Raw genomic sequence first — 19223 nt, 5'->3', positions numbered from 1 at the left:
CCCATTTCAAAAAATGAGCGTATACACTTTAAAAACCTTGCGGACAGACGCCGCCTGAAATCAAAAAGAGAGAGGATTACGCCCCATGGGAAGCACGCAAAAAATCGCCATTGTCGGTGCCGGCCTGGGCGGCGCCGCTGCGGCCACCCTGTTGCAGCAAGCCGGTTTTGACGTAGACATCTACGAACAGGCACCGGAGTTCTCCCGGCTGGGTGCGGGGATCCACATGGGCCCCAACATCATGAAAATCTTCCGCCGCATGGGCATCGAAAAGCAGCTGGACCTGATGGGCTCGCACCCCGAGCACTGGTTCAGCCGTTGCGGTGAAACCGGCGACTACCTCTCGCGCATCCCGCTCACCGGCTACGGCGCGTCCTACATCACCGTACACCGCGGCGACCTGCACGCCTTGCAGATGTCGACCCTCAAGCCCGGCACCCTGCACTTCAACAAGCGCCTGGAAACCCTCGAAGAGACCGACACACAAGTGCGCCTGACCTTTGCCGACGGCGAAGTGACCTACGCCGATATCGTGATCGGCGCCGACGGCATCAATTCGAAGATTCGTGAAGAACTGCTCGGCGTGGAAAAACCGCTGTACAGCGGTTGGGTCGCACACCGTGCGCTGATCCGTGGCGACCAGTTGGCCAAGTACGACCTCAAGTTCGAAGACTGCATCAAATGGTGGACCGAAGACCGCCACATGATGGTGTATTACACCACCGGCAAGCGCGACGAGTACTACTACGTGACCGGCGTGCCCCATGCCGAATGGGACTTCCAGGGCGCGTTCGTCGACAGCAGCCGCGAAGAGATGTTCGACGCCTTCAAGGGCTACCACCCCACCGTGCAGGCGCTGATCGAGTCCACCGAAAGCGTGACCAAATGGCCGCTGCGCAACCGCAACCCGCTGCCGCTGTGGAGCCGTGGCCGCCTGGTGCTGCTGGGCGACGCCTGCCACCCGATGAAGCCGCACATGGCCCAGGGCGCCGGCATGGCCATCGAAGACGCCGCGATGCTGACCCGCTGCCTGCAGGAAACCGGCATCAGCGACTACCGCACCGCGTTCCAACTCTACGAAGCCAACCGCAAGGAACGCGCCTCGCGCGTGCAGGCGGTGTCCAACGCCAACACCTGGCTGCGCACCCAGGAAGACCCGGACTGGGTGTATGGCTACGACCTGTATGCCCAGCAACTGAAATCGGGGGTGGCCGCGTGAGCACCTTTCTCTACGGCGGCAATTTGCAGGCCAACGGCATTCGCCAACATTACTTGCGCTACGGCGGCAACGGCCCGGCGCTGATTTTGATCCCGGGCATCACCAGCCCGGCGATCACCTGGGGCTTTGTCGCTGAGCGCCTGGGCACGCAGTTCGACACGTACGTGCTGGATGTGCGCGGGCGCGGTTTGTCGTCCACCGGACCCGAGCTGGATTACAGCGCCGAGACGTGCAGCGACGACATTGGCGCGTTCGCCGATGCACTCAATCTGCACAGCTACCACCTGATCGGCCACTCCATGGGCGCACGTTTTGCCGTGCGCAGTGCGGTGAAACATCCGCAGGGCGTTAACCGCGTGGTGCTGATCGACCCGCCCGTATCCGGCCCTGGCCGCCGTGAGTACCCAAGCAAACTGCCGTGGTATGTCGACTCGATCCGCCAATCCCTGATCGGCATGGACGCGCAGGCGATGCGCGCCTTCTGCGCCACCTGGACGCCAGAGCAACTGCAGCTGCGCGCCGAATGGCTGCACACCTGTTTTGAGCCCGCCATCGTGCGCGCCTTCAATGACTTTCACACGGTGGATTTCCACCAGGACCTGCCCCACCTCAAGGCCCCTGCCCTGTTGATGGTGGCCGGGCGTGGCGGCGTGATCCTCGATGAAGACGTGGCGCAAATCCAGGACCTGCAACCGGGCATCCAGGTCGCCCGCGTGCCGAATGCCGGCCACATGATTCCGTGGGACGACTTCGACGGCTTCTTCCACGCCCTCGGCGACTTCCTCACCCAATAAGAACGGAGACCACCATGCACAAGCCTTACCGCATCGGCCAGATCGTGCCGAGCTCGAACACCACCATGGAAACCGAGATCCCGGCGATGCTCACCGCACGCCAGGCGATCCGCCCTGAGCGCTTCACCTTTCACTCCAGCCGCATGCGCATGAAGCAAGTGCGCAAAGAGGAACTGGCGGCCATGGACGGCGAGTCCGACCGTTGCGCCATCGAGCTGTCCGACGCCAAGGTCGATGTGTTGGGTTACGCCTGCCTGGTGGCGATCATGGCGATGGGGCTGGGTTATCACCGCAATTCCGAACAACGCTTGCGCAAGGCCACCGCCGATAACGATGCAAATGCGCCAGTGATCACCAGCGCCGGCGCGCTGATCGAAGGCTTGAAAGTGATGGGCGCCAAACGCATCGCCATCGTCGCGCCGTACATGAAGCCGCTGACCGAGCTGGTGGTGAACTACATCCGTGAAGAAGGCTTTGAGGTGGTGGACTGGCGCGCCCTGGAGATCCCCGACAACCTCGAAGTGGCGCGCCACGACCCGGCCAAGCTGCCGGCCATCGTCGCCGGCATGAACCTGGAAGGCGTCGACGTAATCGTGCTCTCGGCCTGCGTGCAGATGCAGTCGCTGCCGGTGGTGGCCAAGGTGGAAGCGCAAACCGGTAAACCGGTGCTCACCGCCGCCATCGCCACCACCTACGCGATGCTCAAGGCCCTGGACCTGGAGCCCATCGTGCCCGGCGCCGGCGCCCTGCTTTCCGGCGCTTATTGACTCGTGGCGAGTGGGCTCGCCACAACAACCCGCTCGCCACAGAGAATGAGGTATTGAAGAATGAGCGAACAATCCGCCGACGCCAACTACCAGGGTGTCTGGGGCAACCGCATCGGCTTTGGCAAAAAAGCCGCGCTGCTGATGATCGACTTCATGCAGGGCTACACCACCGAAGGCGCGCCGCTGTTTGCGCCGGGCGTGGTCACAGCCGTGGCGGAAAGTGTCGAGCTGCTGGCGACTGCGCGCGAACACGGGATTGCGGTGGTGCACACCAATATCCGCTACCATCCCGGCCATTTCGCCGACGGTGGCATCTGGGTCAAGAAGGCCCCGGTGATGAAGGACATGGTCGAAGGCAACCCCCTCGCGGCGTTCTGCGCCGAGGTGTTGCCCCTGGCCGATGAAGTGGTGATCACCAAGCAGTACGCCAGTGCGTTTTTCGGCAGCAGCCTGGCCCCGATGCTGCACGCACAAGGCATCGACACCGTGGTGCTGGCCGGCTGCTCCACCAGTGGCTGCATCCGCGCGACGGCGGTGGATGCTGTGCAACACGGGTTTCGCACCATCGTCGTGCGCGAATGCGTCGGCGATCGGCACCCGGCCCCCCATGAGGCCAACTTGTTCGATATCGACAGCAAGTATGGCGACGTGGTGAGCAAGCAGGAGGCGATGAGCAAGTTCAGGGAGCAATAAGACGTTATTAAGAACTGCGCCATAGAGCGCGGTCTTGAAAAAACTGAGGTAAAGCCTTGGAATGCGATCATCTGTAGAAGCCGATCCCTGTGGGAGCCGGGCTTGCCCGCGATGCAGGCGCTGCGGTGTAACCGTTACACCGCGTCGATGCTATCGCAGGCAAGCCAGCTCCCACATAAGCCCGGCTCCCACACTTGATCACCTCCAGCAGGGGAAATCTCAGTCTTCTGACACTGCCTTTGGACGTCGCTTCTACAGCACTCCGAAGTGCTGGAACAAAGCGGCTGTATAAAAACCATAAGTCACCGCCAGGAGACACCCAATGCCCATTGCGAATGCAGCACCCGCGACCAGCGTCGCCGACCCCGTCACCACGCTCTACCACAAGGTCACCTGGAAGCTGATTCCGTTCCTGTGTTTCTGCTACCTGGCCGCTTACCTGGACCGCATCAACATCGGCTTCGCCAAACTGCAGATGCTCGACCAGCTGCACTTCAGCGAAACCGCGTTCGGCCTCGGCGCCGGTTTGTTCTTCGTCGGCTACATCATCTTTGAAGTGCCGAGCAACCTGGTACTGGAGCGGGTCGGCGCAAAAATCTGGATCGCGCGCATCATGATCACCTGGGGCCTGCTGTCGGCCTGCACCATGCTGGTCACCTCGACCACGCAGTTCTACATCCTGCGCTTTCTGCTCGGCGCCGCCGAAGCCGGTTTTTTGCCGGGTGTGTTGTATTACCTGACCACCTGGTTTCCGACCCATCGGCGCGGGCGCATCATCGCGCTGTTCATGATCGGCCTGCCGCTGTCCAGCGTGATCGGCGGCCCGCTGTCCGGCTGGATCATGGGCCACTTCGACACCGTGGGCGGCCTGCGCGGCTGGCAGTGGCTGTTCCTGATCGAAGCGGTGCCCAGCGTGTTGCTCGGCGTGCTGACGTTCTGGGCGCTGCCCAACACCTTCCAGCAAGCCAAATGGTTGTCGCAGGACGAAAAAGCCCTGCTCGAAAGTGAACTGCGCAAGGACGAAGCCGACGCCACCGGCAGCAAGCACAGCTTCCGTGACGGCTTCTTCAACCTCAAAGTGTGGATGCTCGGCGGTATCGACTTCTCGATCCTGCTCAGCGCCTACGCCATGGGGTTCTGGATGCCGACGTTCATCCGTAACGCCGGGGTCACCGACACCTTCCATATCGGCGTGCTGACGGCGTTGCCCAGCGTTGCCGCCCTGCTGGGCATGCTGCTGATCGGCGCCAGCTCCGACAAACACCGTGAACGCCGTTGGCACATCATCGTGCCGTTTTTCATCGGCGCGGCGGCGATGGCCACCAGCACCTTCTTCACCCATAACGTGGCGGCCACCGTGGCCCTGTTCGCCATAGCTTCGGCGGCGATCATCGGCGCCGTGCCGGTGTTTTTCAGCCTGCCGGCGACCTTTCTCAAAGGCACCGCAGCCGCCACCGGCTTTGCCCTGGCATGCTCAGTGGCGAATATCGCCGGCCTGGTCAGCAACTCGTTGATGGGCGTGGCGATTGACGTCACCGGCAGCAGCGCGGGCGCCTTGTGGTTTTTCTCCGGCTGCCTGATCCTCAGCAGCTTCCTGGTCATCGCCTTGCCGGCGAAACTGGTGAACCGTTAACAACAACAATTTTTGCGGATGAACCACCATGCAAGGCTTCTTTAAAAGCTGTGCGCTGCTTGTCGCCGTCGGCCTGTGTGCCGGCACCGCGCAAGCAGCTGAAAAAGTCATCTTCGACACCGACTTCAATGTCCTCAACGATGACGGCCAGGCCTTTATCATGCTCGCCCAACTGCATGCGCAAAAACGCATCGAGCTGCTGGGCATGACCCTGGTCAGCGGCAACGCCTGGGTCGACCAGGAACAGGTCGACGCCCTCAAGGCCGTAGAACGCATGGGCGTGGAAAAAGAGGTCGGCGTCTACTCGGGCGCCGCCTACCCGCTGCTGCATGACTACGCCACCTATGAGGCGGAAAAAGCCCTGTTCGGTTCGGGCTGGCCGGGCGCGTTCAAAAACCCGCGACCTACTTCGCCCGCGCAATTAGTCGCGCCACCGGACGGCCTGGCCACCCACACCCAATTGCGCAGTGAGACCGCCGCGCAGTTCATCGTGCAAAGCGTACGCGCCAACCCGCACCAAGTGACGATTCTGGCGGTCGGCCCACTCACCAACATCGCCCTGGCGATTCGCTCGGCGCCGGACATCGTGCCGCTGATCAAGCGCATCGTGTACATGGGCGGTGCCCTGGAGATTCCGGGCAACACCACGCCGGCGGCGGAATTCAACTGGTGGTTCGACCCGGAGGCGGCGAAGATCGTGTTGCGCTCACCCATCGAGCACGTGATTTTCCCGAACGATGTGTGCGAGAAAGTCACCTTCGACAAGTCGGTGTACCAGCGCGTGATTGCACAGAAAGGCGCGATTGCCGACCTTTACAAGCATGAGTTCGGGCCGCTGTTCGACAAAGACCCGAGCTACCACAGCTTCACCTGGGACAGCCTGCCGGCGCTGTTCCTGGTCAGCCCGGAGATCGTCACCGAGTCGCGCGATTTGTGGGTGGACGTGGACGCCACCTTCGGCGCCGACTACGGCCGCGCACTGGGCTACAAGAAGGGCGCACCGGTTGGCACCCGGAAGGCCAAAGTGGTGTTTGGCGTGGATCAGAAGAAATTCTGGGACGGCTACGTCAACCTCGTGAGCCTGCCGACGCCGGTCAAACACTGACCGGTGGATCGCTCCCACCTCTCGTGGGAGCGATCTTCAGCAGTTGACCGATCCGGGTTTGCAGCTGCTGCGGCATGCGCGGGGTTAGGGGTAACACCGCGAAGCATGGAAATGCTCGGGCCGGATATGCGCGTGCTGGGGGAGACGGATCGGTTGCCGCGCATGCCTGAGGTCACTTACTACTTGTGGATTCGGCCGAATACGGCGAACCCGATTGCGCGCAAGGCTTATGATTTGATTCGGGGGAGTCAGGGTTTGTGATCGCGGGTACATATCCATTAAGACTGCACTCAATCAAATGTGGGAGCGGGCTTGCTCGCGAAAGCGGTGGGCCAGTGACACATGAGCTGACTGAACCACCGTCTTTGCGAGCAAGCTGAACTGGCCTAATGATTTTGGACACTTCAATCGGGCGCTATGATGGCGCCCAAATCTGAGGTGTTTGGCTATGCGTAAATCTTATTCGAGTGAGTTCAAACTCAAGGCTTCCACGTATAAGTCAGTTGAAACGCAGCCCTGTTAAGGCATGTCGTAGAGGGCCAACCTACAACTATAAAAAGTTGATCACTATCAGACTTATCCGTGCACCCTCGGTCAGTCGCATGGCCCATTCAGTTCCAGGTTTGTGGGTTCTTTTTTGTCCTCGCACGCCGTCAATGTCGGCCTCACAGCGGTACGACGCAATCAGCGCTGGCCTATAAAAATAATGGCGCTAGAATCAGCGCCATTCTTGCGCCTGCCTCCCTGATACGAGCCCCCCATGAGCTTTGATTTCGACACGATCCACCCCCGCCTCGGCACCGGCAGCACCAAGTGGAACCGTTACCCGCAAGACGTCTTGCCGATGTGGATCGCCGACATGGATATCGCCGCGCCACCCGCCATACTGCAAGCCTTGCACGCGCGCCTCGACCAGCAGATCCTCGGCTACAGCGTTGCCGGACCCGATGTGCGCGACGCCATCGTCGCCGACCTGTGGGCCAAATATGCCTGGCGCGTGCAGCCCGACGAGCTGCTGTTTCTGCCCGGCGTCGAGCCTGGCTTTAACATGGCCTTGCACGCCTTCGTGCAGCCGGGCCAGCCGGTGGTGCTGCAAACCCCCAACTATCGACCGATTCGCCTGGCGCCGGGCCACTGGAACCTGCCGCGTATCGAAGTGCCGTTCGAGTTGAGCCACGGCGAATACGTGACGCCAATGCCTGCCATGCTCCAGGCGCTCGCCGGCGCCGGCGCGCTGCTGCTGAGCAACCCGCATAACCCCATCGGCAAGGTCTTCCCACGCGAAGAGCTGCTCGCCGTGGCCAACGCCTGCCTTGCAAACGGCACGTTGATCATCAGCGACGAAATCCACGCCGAGCTGTGCTTTGACGGCCGCCGCCACATCCCCACCGCCAGCCTCAGCCCGGAGATCGCTCAGCGCACCATCACCTTGATGTCGGCGAGCAAGGCCTACAACGTCGCCGGTTTGAAGACCTGCTTTGCCGTGGTGCAGAACGCCGACGTGCGCGAGCGCTTTAATAATGCGCGCTGCGGCATGGTCGACAGCGTCAGCCCGCTGGGCCTGGAAGCCACCCGCGCCGCCTACAGCCAGTGCAGCGACTGGCTCGACGCGTTGGTGCAGTACCTGCAAGCCAACCGTGACTACCTGCTCAACGCGGTAAAAACCCGCTTGCCCGGCGTAGTGATGCATGCCCCGCAGGGCACCTTCCTGGCGTGGCTGGATTGCAGCGCACTGGGCCTGGATGACCCACAGCAGTTCTTCCTGGAACAGGCCAAGGTCGGTTTGAGCGCGGGAATCGAATTCGGTGATGACAGCCAGCAGTTCGTACGCCTGAACTTTGGTTGCCCACGGGCGATGCTGGAAGAGAGTTTGCAACGCATGGAACGCAGCCTGCAAAACCGTTGACACTGACGGGCACCTTGGCGGTGCCCATCAGTCTTCGTCACGGCTTAGGCTTTAGGCGTCACCTCAACCTTCATGCTATGGACCTGCACAACGCGGTTGGATGAACCGGTCTGTCGCGGTGCACTGATCGTCATCATCACGCCGTCATTGGTGATGAATGTCGGCCGCGCTTTATCGTCTGGCGAGTCGTTGGGAAGCGCCTTCTTGATCACCACAATCCGTGATTGATCAGAGGTATCGCCCGTGAGGGTTACGATCAGATCCCCCGAGGGTAACAGGGTCCAGTCCGAGACTTGTGCGGCGCTATAGTCGAGCCTGATGATACTGTCGGCGGGGTCTTCAATGATCACGCTACTATTGGCCTGATTGGCCTTGTTAAGCAGGTAGGTATTGGCGCCACCCTCACCGACGACTTCAGCGCCGCCATTGATCACGACAAAGTTCGCGCCTTTGCCGGTGAAAACCCTGTCGATTTTGCCATTGAGTGTGAACAGATTATTCTGATCATCACCCTGGATAACGCTTTGCCCTTGTGCCACCGTCGTCACATCGGAGAATGCCTGGATGTGGGCGATTTTTTTCAAGCCGTCCGTATCGACTTTATAGTCTCGGTCTTTCAACCGGACTGGGGTTCTGATTGAGACTGTATTGGTTTGCAAGTTGATGTGATGCCCAAGGTATTTGGTGGTTGTGTCCTGGCCATTCTCTTTGAACGTGGTGGTTAAAGGCCCCGAAAAGATCAACGCATTACGACCCCGCCCGCCATCGAGTACGCTCGCGTGGGCGTTGCTGTCCTGGTTTGGTGCCTGCTCCACCTCCCTGGCTTGCTCCCGTGTCTGAAGTGCATCAGCGTTGAAGACGAACTTATCGTCCGCATCGCCGCCCTTGATCCCTTTTTTGCCGCCGCCCATGACGAAATAGTTGGGTTTTTGCTTAATGCCCTCCACCCAGTCATTGCCATCGCCCAAGTCCCAGTAGGTGGCTTTGTTTTGCCCTTGCTCGCCTTCTACCGTGTTGACCGGCTTTTGGTTCCAGGACGTGAGGTCGCTGGAAATATGATCCTTGCCACCTTTTGCGCTCACCTGCGGCACCAGGCCCGGCGCCGGGATAAGGTTCAGCAGCCACGTGATGGGCGAATACCAAAGTGACGGTGTCAGCGCAACGCTTCCCGGTACCCGCTTGACCTCTACGTCGGTAGAGCCGATCACCACCCGCTCAAAAAAATCTTTGCCTGGCCCCTTCAGAAAATTCTCGAAGCGGGTCCGGTTACTTTCGTCATGCGCCTTTGAATAGTTGGCTTCCAGATAGGGTTTCATGACATCGAAGCCTGGTTCAATCCCCAGGAAGAACTTCAGGCCACTGCTGAATTTCTGCGGGCCGGTCAGCGGCGTCACGCCATCGATGTCCTCTACGCCACGCACCGCCGTATAGATCGCTTGCGCCGACATTAACGTTGCCGCCACCGCCATGCCCACTCGGGATGAAGCGCCGCCGCGGGTCATAGACGAGGCGCTCAAGGCAATCGAAGTGACCGCACCCGCGACGGCCATCGTACCGTTCACATAGTGATCCTGAGCCTCTTTGCCCGTGGTTTTTGTGGCGTTGGTGAATGAATCGATGGCGGTGTAGATATCAAAAGGCACGCTCAACAGCGAGCCGATTCCACCACCGGCCTTGCCGATCATTTTGCCGAGGCTGCTGGTCTTGAAACCGGCAATGCTGGGTGCTTGGCTGCTGATGATCTTTTGCGCCGCGCGGTTCATGGCATATTCCGCGCCCTCACCGGCGAAATCCGCCACGACGGACCCCAAATTAATAACCCCTGCCGTGGTGTCTCCACCCTCCAGGTTCTGGATGCCACTGCGCAATTGATGATAAGTCGAGAAGGCTCGCATCCCCAGGCCTGCGGCGGTCGTCGCGCCGACCTTGCCAGGCGCTTCTGAGGTGAAGAAATCCTCAGGTAGCGGCTTGCCGCTGCTCTCCAACGCGCGCAGCTCATCAGCGTGTTGAGTCATTTCACGGATAGGTTTTTGTAACGTCTCAGGCACCAGGCCGCCATCGGCACGGCTGATCAAGGGCGCCACTGCAGAGCTGCGATTAGCGGCCAACGCCTCGACAACATCGGTTATACGCCCAGTCACATCCTCCGACGCAGTTCTGCGATAGGCCGCAAAGTGCACGTAGTCGATCTGCAGGGTGTTGGCGAGCGTGCGCCCCTGCGGGTCATTGGCCAGCGCGCTTTCAATGGGCTTGCCATTGAGCGTGGCACCCATTTTGTAAAGCTCGACACGACTGACTTCCACCTCACCGATTCGCAAGGCGGGCTGGGTATCATCAAGTAATTTCAGGCGCTTCACTTGATCCGGGTCGATGGTCACCCCACTTGCGGCCGGCGGTGTGACGGTCACGGGCACCTGAGGAACGTCGGGTAACGGAAGAATTTTGCGTATTGACGTTTCGATCTGGTTGTTCAGTGCGCCATCGTAGAGACGGACGGTAAACGCTTGCGCCATGAAGTCCGCTGAACTTCTGGAGGCGCGCGGGCTGAGGTGACTGCCGACGCCACGAAACGGTTCGGGGTTGTTGAGCATCTCGAGGAACGCTTTGGAGTGGTTTTTGTAATAACTCACCATTCCCAGCTTGCCGGCGATTAGCGCCGCTTGTTTTTGCGTGGACGGGTCAACGCCATCCGCCTGGGCCTCACGGCCAATACGATCGGCAACGGTGCTGTCAGCCGTGGTGGGAGCGGCAAAGAAATCGTCACCTATGACCAGAACTGGCGGTTCGCCCAAGCGCAACTGTGTTTCCGCTTGATCGCCGGGGTTGGCAATGACCACTCTGATCTTCTCGCCCACCGCCTCTGCAGCGGCCGGATCACGCTGTGAGATTTTCTTCAGTGCTGCGTCGACCGCATCGGTCACCGCCTTAGTCCGGCTGGGGTGGGTGCTGCTATTGTTTTTTATATCAACAGACTTGCCCTCAATATTCTCGGTCCTGAATTGCGTAGGTGAACCGATTGCCTGCTCTGCCAACTTGGCACGGTCTGCCTCCATCCGCTCAAAGATAAACGGAAAGTCGACGGGCGCCGCAGCCTCATTGATCACATTGACCAACTTTTGCGCAAGTGTCTTCATGACTGACATAAGCATGGAGTTTGGATGGTCAGCCATAAAGTACTTGACTGAATCCAACACGGCCAATGTCTGGTGATACTGAGCCATGCCTTTACCCGCCTGCACGTCGTCCAACCCTTGCAACACCTGATTATACTGTTTCAAGGCAGCGCTATCGGGGGCCGGGGCCTGCTGGCGTAAATCTTCCGATGTGGGCAGCCGTGAGGCATTGATCACCTTGACCTTATCGAGCCCGTACAAGGGCGCGTCGTACATAAACTTGATGTTATTGGTGTCGCCGGACACTTCAGGTATGTGGTTGCGGTTAAACACGCTGACCAAGTATTTAGGGCCGTCAGAGTAGCCCTGCAACGGCTGAGTCAGATGCTGCAGCCTTCTGTCGGTAAAAACTTTTTGCAGCCCCTCTTCAAAAAGTTCGGCAGACGCAAACTTGGTAGGACCGATATTCGGATCGCTATAGTAATACGTTCGCGTATTCCCCGGCCCCACGATCACGCCCGCCGTCAAACGATGGCCTTCGCTGCTGATCAGTAGTGTTTTGGTGGTGGGTGAATCTTTAAGTTGTGGAGCGATGCTCGTAAACGGGGCAACCTTCACCGTGGCAGGATCATGCGCAATCCCACGGTTTTTCAGCTTGCCTTGAACCTTGGCAAGCGTTTGGAAAAACGCTTGGGACTCGGGTGTGTCCGGATCCACAGTTGCCTGGAAGATGTTCCCGAGGAAGATGTGCTCCTTACCCTCTGCCACCGCCAACGAATGCAAATGTGAGAACCCTGCGCATTCGCCACCGGCCAATTGGTTGACAATGGACAGGTAGTAACTTTGGGGATTGGATGTCGTGGTCACGCCTACCTTGGTCATAACCGAGTTGTAGGCCGCTACGTTGTTACCCGCCGCATTCCTGACGCGCTGTTCACTCCAGTACTGCAAGGCCCCCATTTGGTCAGGGTCGAGCTTGTTATCCAGCGCAATCCTCATAAGCGCCAATTGGCTTATTGATGCAGAGTAGTCAGGCAATTTCACAGACGTGGGTGCCTTATAGCCTTTCAAGTAAACGTCAGCGTCAGCACCGTACTTGGCCTGTGTGACTTTTGCTTGAAAAATAGCAGGCACTTCCTCATCCGGAATAACCTGCCGAGGTGCCGTTGCAGTCGATGTATCCCGGCGGGTGCGATGATGTTCAGAAGTACCGGGTGGTACGGAAGACGCTGCCAAAGTGTCGCGAGCAGGTACAGCGAGAGGAGAAAACAGGGATGTTATCGGAGAAGATATGTTCATGATTATTTCCGAAATATGAACTTACTAGTTTGACCTCCCTGGCGAATAGAGTCCCACCTCGCAAACGTACAAGTAGAAAAACAGCAAAACGATCAGACTTATCCGCCAACGCTTCGTGAGGGTTTTACAAGGTGTTTTAGTTCGGACATTAAATGTTAATACGGGCGGTAAAACCTCGATTAACGTAACGACTTATTCTTAATCAATCCCCGGCCGCGACTGGCCCTATTTCACAACGTTTCGCAACGTGGGCCCAGCCTCGGCTGTTACTGTTTTTGCCTATCCGTCCCACCGGCAACAGCAGGAGTTCCATGGCATGGCCACCCAGCCTCTCGATCGCGCGTCCGACCTTAAAGCCCTTCCCAGCACGCCGTCCAAATCGAGCGCCGCTTTTCACGTGCTGCTCAAGAACAGCGCCAACAAAAAAGTCGAAGCCCAGGACAAGCCACTATCGGGGCTCGAAACCAGCAAGAAAGACGGCTACGAACTCGCCGCCAAGGACGCCACGCCACCGCCGGCCCTGTCCGACTACAAGGCCATTGGCCCGCCCGATGAAGTCGGCCCGGGGTTGATCCGCTACGAGACCCAGGACGGCAAGAAAGTCATCGTCAGCGAACAGGACAGCCCGGATCTGTTCAAGCAAGTCAGCGCCGACTTCAAATCGCTGACGGGCGTGGTCGCCAGCCAGAACGCCGGTTACCAAAGCCTCGGCGCCGATGGCAAGGCCCCGGAAAAACTCGCCGACTACAAATCCCTTGGCCCGCCGGATGAGACCGGCCCTGGGGTGATCCGCTATGAAACCCAGGACGGCACCAAAGTCGTTATCAGCCAGCGCGACAACCCCGAAGCCTTCCAGAAAGCCAAGGATGACTATGCAAGTTTCAGCGGCCTTTCCAGCAGCGAAGACGCCGGCTACAAGCGCGCCAGCGACAACGAAGTGTGGCCGCCCTACGCCGGCACCACGGTCGGCCCTGAAGATGAAGTCGGCCCGGGGCTGATTCGCTTTGAAAGCAACGGCCAGAAGATGGTCGTGGCGCGTGATGACAACCCCAAGCTGTTCGACTACCTGGCGGGCCTGCACGCGGTCTATACCGACCCGGGCAAGAAGGCCGTGGTCGAAGGCGAGTTGAATAACGGTGCGGCGCTGGCCGACGCCAATACGCCGGTGCCGGGCCTGAACGACTACAAGACCTTCAGTTGGAACAACGACCAGAAAGACAGCATCCTCACCTACGAACTGCACGATGGCACCAAGGTGGTGGTGTCTTCCGACGTCAGCCCCGAGTTGTTCAAGAGCGTTGCCACCGCACACGACACCTGGGACAAGATCCACACCAGCGAAAGCGAAGGCTACAAGCTCGCCGGGCCGAATGACTTTCTGAAAAACACCGACATCACCTTCGGCTCACCGGACGAACTGGGCGATGGCCTGATCCGCTATGAAACCAGCGAAGGCAAGGTCATCGTCTCCAAGGAGCTCAGCCCGCAGCTCTACGATGACGTCAAGGCTAAGTGGGACGCCTTCAGTGCTGGCGCCGTCGATGACACCCGCGCCAAGCACAACCTGCCCAAGGCCGGCGACCTCGATGTACTGAACATGGACACCGGCGTGCACGCCGATGAAAAGGACGACAAATCGCCGACCCTCAGCGTCAGCGAACTGGCCACCACCCAGTTGATCGACACCTACCGCGCCGGCGTCAAGGACGGCTCGATTGCCAAGGACGACCCACGGGCCAAGCTGGTGCGCGCGCTGGAAGCACAAGCCGCCTACCAGAACGGGCACGGCATCACCGGCTATGAGGAGGCTCGCCGCCCGTTCAACACCACCTGGCGTGAATCCGACAGCAAGCAGACCGAGCTGACCTCGGCCGACATGCACGACATCATCGACGGCAAAGCCGTGCAAAAGCAGATCGGCGAGCTGTTCAACGACCCGACGGTGCAAGCCGACTACAAGTCGAAGATGGACGATGCGATCAACAAACTGCCGAACAAGGATGAGATCAAGCAAAAGCTGCTCGACCTGACGTCCAACCCGGATTACGTGCTGTACCTCAAGGACCTGCAAGACCAGGGCAAGACCTCCGAGGCGCAAAAAGACCTCAGCGACACCCTCACTTCGCTGTCGCTGTTCGACCCCGCAGCGGCCAGCAAAGCGGCACAAAACATCCAGGCCGACGGCTTGACCACCGACCTCAATACGATTCTGTCGGACCCGAGCAAGATCTCCGACGAGAACAAGGAACTGGCCACCAAAGACCTGTTCGGCCTGCTCAAAGGCGTGTTGAAGGGCACCTTGCTCGACCTGCCGCGACGCTCCCAGGAAACCCTGGAGAAATTCCTCAACGAAGGCCTGGAGGGCAAGGAAAAATCCGCCGCCGTCACCAAGGCCCTCGAAGAGTTGGGCGAGGTGTACAAAAACAACGGCTCCATCAGCGAAGCCGACCTGAAAACCGCGCTGAGCAAACCTTATATCCCGGTGGCCGACCGCGGCATGCTCGGCGAGGTGTTCCACACGCTGAACAGCAAGGGCATCCTCGGCTCCCTCGGCGCCGGCGTAACGATGTTCTCGGCGATTTACCAGTTGGTCGGCAAAGGCGGCAAGCTCGGTGAAACGCCGGCGCAACGCATGTCGATCGCCAAGGATTTCCTGAGCTTTGCCGGTGGTTCCAGCCACTTTGTGCGCCTGGGCGACAAGATCGGTGAGACGCTGGGCAAAGGCGGCCTGGTGGATTTCCTTGGCCTGGACAAGACCTTGCCGGAGATCTGGGGCAAGACCGGCTTGCAGGAGCCGAACTTCGAGTTTCGCGTCAGCGAATTGCCTGCCGATGTCAAAACCAAGATCAGCTCCGCACTGGACGCGGTGCCGGACAGCCAATACGACGGCATTTCGAAGATGTTCGGCGAGGGCGATAAAGCCGTTACCGAGGCCACCGAAGGCCTGGCGACCCACCTGGATGACGGCCTGGCCGCCGCAGGCGCGGCCAAGTTGGGCGCGTCCAAATCGGCGAAGATTGCCGGCTCAGTGATCAAGGTGCTCGGCCCGGCCACCGACATCGCCGGCGGCTTTGCCGATATCGTCTTGGGTGCGCTGGCGATCAAAAGTGGCGTGCAGAGCAAAGACCCGTTGGCGCAAGCCGCCGGCGGCCTGCAAGTGGCGGGTGGCGCTTTCGGCGCCTCGGCCGGGGTGTTGGGCGCGGCCGCACTGTTTGGCGTGGGCACGGCGGCAGCCCTGACCGGGCCGCTGTTTCTGGTGGGTGCGGTGTTGGCGGTGGTGGGCGGGATTATCGGTTTCTTCGTCGACCACAACAAAAAACAGAAAGCCACCAACGCCGAAAACGATTGGTATCGCGACTTGGCCGGTGACGGTTTACTGCAAGGCGACTGGGCGGAAAAAGTCGAGTACGCCCACTACGAAATCCACCATTACCACGGCCGCGACACGCCGACCGATGACAGCCTGTTTCGCTTCCAGCAGTCGGAGTGGGAACACTTCGAGCAGACGCCCAGTAAAGGTGGCTCGTCGAGCAACCGCCTGGATGGTGATTTGCACAAGGACTACAAAGACCCCGACGCACCCCCGCCAAACCTGCCGAGCGATGCCCCGCCGGACAAACCGCAACCGCATCAACCGGGTGGTGGTGGGCCGCGCATCAACTGACAACGATGGGAGGGAGCTTGCTCCCTCCCACATCTGGATAGGGTTTACAGCTTGGCAATCGAGACTTCGGTCGACTTCACAAAGGCAATCACTTCGCTGCCCACTTTCAATTCCAGGTCGCGCACCGAGCGCGTGGTGATCACCGAAGTGACGATGCCGGACGCGGTTTGCACGTCGATTTCAGACACCACTTCGCCCAGCAGAATCTCCTTGATCACGCCTTTGAACTGGTTGCGCACGTTGATCGCTTTAATGGTCATGTCGGCTTTCCTTTTGGCTGTTGGGTCAATCCGCACGAATGCGCAGGCCCTCAAAGTGCGCCATCTGAAAGGACATTAAAAGGAATATATAACTCTTTATTTATTCGATAAAGACATATAAAGAGTGCCTGCCTGGCGCGATGCAGCCTGGCCTCGGGCTCTCTGTGGCGAGCGGGCTTGTTGTGGCGAGCGGGCTTGCCACACCACAACCAGCCTGTTTGCCACAGCCAGGCCCGCTAAACCGCTCAGGCCAGCGTGCGGCTCAACGTCACCCAATACCGCGTCCGCGCCCGTACTTCAAACCCCAGGGTTTGGGATAGCAAGGCAAGGATGCGGTCAGTGTCATCCAGGCGAAAGCTGCCGGTGACGCGCAGCGTTTCCAGGCTCGGGTCCCAGCGCAAAACGCCGGGGCGGTAACGCTCCAATTCACGCAGAAAATCCCCCAGCGCCTGGTCCTGTGCGGTCAATACGCCGTCACGCCAACCCAGCTGCAACACATCGAAGGGCACCCAGGCGCCGAGCCCTTGCGGCGTCAACGGCGCTTGCTGGCCGCTGCTCAAGGTCGCGCGTCGCCCGCTCACATCGCGCACCTGCACCGCGCCCTTGAGCACCGACACCCGGCAACCGGCAGCCAGTTGGCGCACACACACCTCGGCCTGGCTGACGAGTACCTCGCCATAGCGGGTATGCACGGTCAGCGGCGCCGACCCTGGAACAGTCAGCGCCAGCTCACCCTCCACCAGCGTAATGCGCCGTTGTGCAAGGTCGACATCCACCGCCGTGGCCGTGTTGAGTTGCAGGCTGCTGCCATCGGCCAACGGCAGGCGCCTGCGCTCGCCGGTGGCGGTGTGCACGTCGGCGCGCCATGCTTCGATGGGCAACTGGCGGCTGATCAGCCAGGCGCTCGGCACCAGTGCCGCGACCCCCAGGGCGCGCTTGAGAATTGCACGCCGCGTCGCTTGCGGGCGGTCGAGGCTGGCCATCGCCAAGGCCTGGGGCAAGTCGCTGAAACGCTGACGCAGGGATTGGGCTTTCTGCCAGGTCTGCTCGTGTTGGGGATGGCTGTCGCGCCACTGCTGCAAGGCAGCGTGATCACGCTCGGTGGCGGCGCCGGACTCCAGCAACGCCAGCCACTGGGCGGCCGCCCGGGCGACATCGCGGCTCACAGGTCGACCAGCAAACAATGTTCGTAGGCGTGCGCCATGTAGCGCTTCACCGTGCGCTCGGACACCTCGAGCCGTTCGGCAATCTCGCGATAACCCAGGCCTTCCAGCTGGCTCCACAGAAACGCACGGCGCACCAGCACCGGCAAGCCGTCGAGCAATTCATCCAGCGCTTGCAGGGTTTCCAGCACCAGCCAGCGTTGCTCCGGCGACGGCACACAGGTGTCCGGCAGGTTGGCCAGGGCATTCAAGTAAGCCTGCTCAAGGCTGCGCCGCTGATGAAAGTTGACCAGCAAGCGCTTGCCGACCGTTACCAGATACGCCCGGGGCTCCTGCAACTGCGCAATCGGCTGGGCGCTGGCCAGCACGCGCAGGAAGGTATCCTGGCTCAGGTCCGCAGCATCCCAGGCGTTACCCAGGCGGCGGCGCAGCCAGCTTTCCAGCCAACTGCGGTGGTCGCGGTACAAACTCGACAGCGTGTGGTCGGCGGCGTGGGTCGGGACAACGGCATCATTCATGGCAAGCGACCTGCGCGGCGCGAGTGAGTCTCAAATGAGATTCATTCTATTTAATAACGTGCCGACACACCATGGTCTTTTCAATATTGCGTTTAGAGCATGGCTGCCTTCTGCCGCAATAAATCAATAAATAGCCCCAGCTCACGGCTCACCGGTTCACCCTTGCGCACCAGCATGCCAAACGGTGCCAGGCGCACATCCAGAGCCACCGGCAGGGCCACGACCAGGCCCATTTTCAAATAGTCGCGCAAGGCGCTTTCCGATAGCACCATCACCGCATCGGTCAGTTGGATAAGTTGCTGCATCGAATACACCGAGCTGCATTCGATGATGTCCGCCGGGCTCGATAACGCCAGGTCTTGCAGGGCCTGATCAAAGCCAATACGCGCCGGGCTGGTTTGCGGTTGCAGGATCCACGGCCAGTCGCGCACCAACTCGGCCAGCTCCAGTTGATCGCGCCGGGCCAAGGGGTGGCCAGCGTGCACCACCACCAACAGTCGTTCGTTGCCCAAGGGCTCGAAGCTGTAGTGCTGGTTATCTGTGGCAGCGTTGCGCCGCGTAATGCCCAGGTCGATGCGGCCTTGTTCCAGCAATTGGATAACCTGGTCGCTGGTGTCGCCCATGATGCGAATACGCAGTTGCGGGTTAAGTGATTTGATCTGCGCAATCGAATCCATCACCAAGTCCGGCGCGGCCCCCATGATGGTGCCGATCGACAGGTAGCCATAGCCGCCCTGTTGGCGCGCCATCAAATCTTCGGCGCAACGGTCCAGGCCGCTCAGGGCTGATTCGGCGAAGCGGATCAGCTCCTGGCCCAGGGCTGTGGGGCGCATGCCACGCGGCAAACGCTCGAACAGATCGCAGCCGAACATGTCCTCGATCTCGCGCAACATACGCGTGGCTGCGGGTTGCGACATGTTCAGAGCCTGGGACGCGCGGTGCAGGTTCTGGCTGGAACTCAGCGCCACCAGCATATGCAAATGCTTGTAACGCAGGCGATTGAACAGGCTGGGAGAAATGGTCGGGCTGTCCTTATTATCGATACCTTCAGGTTATCGGTTGTAAGCGAGATTCGATTTGTAGCGCATT

Annotated in this window: 13 protein-coding genes and 1 pseudogene; 9 read left to right on the top strand and 5 right to left on the bottom strand. The window is 60.0% G+C overall.

What is annotated here, in order from left to right:
- The first annotated feature begins 85 nt into the window (after positions 1–85).
- The 8 genes and pseudogenes from L8I05_RS05700 to L8I05_RS05665 all read left to right on the top strand — a co-directional run bounded on the left by L8I05_RS05700 (position 86) and on the right by L8I05_RS05665 (position 8117).
- The gene (locus tag L8I05_RS05700) at positions 86–1219 is read left to right on the top strand and encodes an FAD-dependent monooxygenase (RefSeq protein WP_218820519.1); all 1134 of its coding nucleotides are present in this window, start codon (positions 86–88) and stop codon (positions 1217–1219) included.
- A complete protein-coding gene (locus L8I05_RS05695; protein ID WP_242167523.1) occupies positions 1216–2013 on the top strand; it encodes an alpha/beta hydrolase in 798 nt (265 codons plus the stop codon). The genes L8I05_RS05700 and L8I05_RS05695 overlap by 4 nt, the downstream gene beginning before the upstream one ends.
- A 14-nt stretch (positions 2014–2027) precedes the next feature.
- Positions 2028–2780: an Asp/Glu racemase gene (locus tag L8I05_RS05690; protein ID WP_159956890.1), complete on the top strand. Its 753-nt coding sequence runs from the start codon at positions 2028–2030 to the stop codon at positions 2778–2780.
- Between the two features lie 60 nt (positions 2781–2840).
- On the top strand, positions 2841–3473 hold the full coding sequence (locus L8I05_RS05685; protein ID WP_242167522.1) for an N-carbamoylsarcosine amidohydrolase: 633 nt from the start codon (positions 2841–2843) through the stop codon (positions 3471–3473).
- Between the two features lie 322 nt (positions 3474–3795).
- Entirely contained in the window at positions 3796–5106 is a 1311-nt protein-coding gene (locus tag L8I05_RS05680) for an MFS transporter (protein WP_242167521.1), read from the top strand.
- A 28-nt stretch (positions 5107–5134) separates the two neighbouring features.
- Positions 5135–6211 (top strand): nucleoside hydrolase, encoded by a 1077-nt coding sequence (locus L8I05_RS05675; protein WP_242167520.1) that lies wholly within the window; start codon positions 5135–5137, stop codon positions 6209–6211.
- A 78-nt stretch (positions 6212–6289) separates the two neighbouring features.
- Positions 6290–6472: pseudogene (locus L8I05_RS05670) on the top strand (LysR family transcriptional regulator); the annotation flags it as partial.
- A 499-nt stretch (positions 6473–6971) separates the two neighbouring features.
- A complete protein-coding gene (locus L8I05_RS05665; protein WP_242167519.1) occupies positions 6972–8117 on the top strand; it encodes a PatB family C-S lyase in 1146 nt (381 codons plus the stop codon).
- 44 nt (positions 8118–8161) lie between these two features.
- Here L8I05_RS05665 and L8I05_RS05660 read toward each other — a convergent pair whose 3' ends face one another.
- Positions 8162–12529, bottom strand: a complete 4368-nt coding sequence (locus L8I05_RS05660; protein WP_242167518.1) for a hypothetical protein — start codon at positions 12527–12529, stop codon at positions 8162–8164.
- A 316-nt stretch (positions 12530–12845) separates the two neighbouring features.
- Between L8I05_RS05660 and L8I05_RS05655 the strand changes: the two genes are divergently transcribed.
- Positions 12846–16193: a hypothetical protein gene (locus L8I05_RS05655; protein WP_242167517.1), complete on the top strand. Its 3348-nt coding sequence runs from the start codon at positions 12846–12848 to the stop codon at positions 16191–16193.
- A gap of 44 nt (positions 16194–16237) precedes the next feature.
- On the opposite strand, the gene L8I05_RS05650 is transcribed toward L8I05_RS05655, so the two are convergent.
- The 4 genes from L8I05_RS05650 to L8I05_RS05635 form a co-directional block, all read right to left on the bottom strand.
- Positions 16238–16453, bottom strand: coding sequence for a TOBE domain-containing protein (locus L8I05_RS05650; RefSeq protein WP_003173733.1), 216 nt, complete (start codon positions 16451–16453; stop codon positions 16238–16240).
- A gap of 245 nt (positions 16454–16698) precedes the next feature.
- Entirely contained in the window at positions 16699–17619 is a 921-nt protein-coding gene (locus L8I05_RS05645; protein WP_242167516.1) for a FecR domain-containing protein, read from the bottom strand.
- Positions 17616–18134, bottom strand: coding sequence for a sigma-70 family RNA polymerase sigma factor (locus L8I05_RS05640; protein WP_242167515.1), 519 nt, complete (start codon positions 18132–18134; stop codon positions 17616–17618). The genes L8I05_RS05645 and L8I05_RS05640 overlap by 4 nt, the downstream gene beginning before the upstream one ends.
- 92 nt (positions 18135–18226) lie before the next feature.
- Positions 18227–19108 carry a LysR family transcriptional regulator gene (locus L8I05_RS05635; RefSeq protein ID WP_242167514.1) on the bottom strand — a complete coding sequence of 294 codons (882 nt, stop codon included), beginning with the start codon at positions 19106–19108 and terminating at the stop codon, positions 18227–18229.
- Positions 19109–19223: the final 115 nt, after the last annotated feature.

Origin of the sequence: Pseudomonas sp. MONT-RG-20F-20-E-7-02 (assembly GCF_022662395.1) — a bacterium.
Lineage (GTDB): Bacteria > Pseudomonadota > Gammaproteobacteria > Pseudomonadales > Pseudomonadaceae > Aquipseudomonas.
Note: the sequence above shows the minus strand (reverse complement) of the source record. Positions and strands in the feature narration are given on the sequence as shown.

What these genes read in the sequence shown, in the direction of transcription:
- L8I05_RS05700 (WP_218820519.1), top strand. Translation starts at nt 86, where the DNA reads ATGGGAAGCACGCAAAAAATCGCCATTGTCGGTGCCGGCCTGGGCGGC.
- L8I05_RS05690 (WP_159956890.1), top strand. Translation starts at nt 2,028, where the DNA reads ATGCACAAGCCTTACCGCATCGGCCAGATCGTGCCGAGCTCGAACACC.
- L8I05_RS05685 (WP_242167522.1), top strand. Translation starts at nt 2,841, where the DNA reads ATGAGCGAACAATCCGCCGACGCCAACTACCAGGGTGTCTGGGGCAAC.
- L8I05_RS05680 (WP_242167521.1), top strand. Translation starts at nt 3,796, where the DNA reads ATGCCCATTGCGAATGCAGCACCCGCGACCAGCGTCGCCGACCCCGTC.
- L8I05_RS05675 (WP_242167520.1), top strand. Translation starts at nt 5,135, where the DNA reads ATGCAAGGCTTCTTTAAAAGCTGTGCGCTGCTTGTCGCCGTCGGCCTG.
- L8I05_RS05665 (WP_242167519.1), top strand. Translation starts at nt 6,972, where the DNA reads ATGAGCTTTGATTTCGACACGATCCACCCCCGCCTCGGCACCGGCAGC.
- L8I05_RS05660 (WP_242167518.1), bottom strand. Translation starts at nt 12,529, where the DNA reads ATGAACATATCTTCTCCGATAACATCCCTGTTTTCTCCTCTCGCTGTA.
- L8I05_RS05655 (WP_242167517.1), top strand. Translation starts at nt 12,846, where the DNA reads ATGGCCACCCAGCCTCTCGATCGCGCGTCCGACCTTAAAGCCCTTCCC.
- L8I05_RS05650 (WP_003173733.1), bottom strand. Translation starts at nt 16,453, where the DNA reads ATGACCATTAAAGCGATCAACGTGCGCAACCAGTTCAAAGGCGTGATC.
- L8I05_RS05640 (WP_242167515.1), bottom strand. Translation starts at nt 18,134, where the DNA reads ATGAATGATGCCGTTGTCCCGACCCACGCCGCCGACCACACGCTGTCG.
- L8I05_RS05635 (WP_242167514.1), bottom strand. Translation starts at nt 19,108, where the DNA reads ATGCTGGTGGCGCTGAGTTCCAGCCAGAACCTGCACCGCGCGTCCCAG.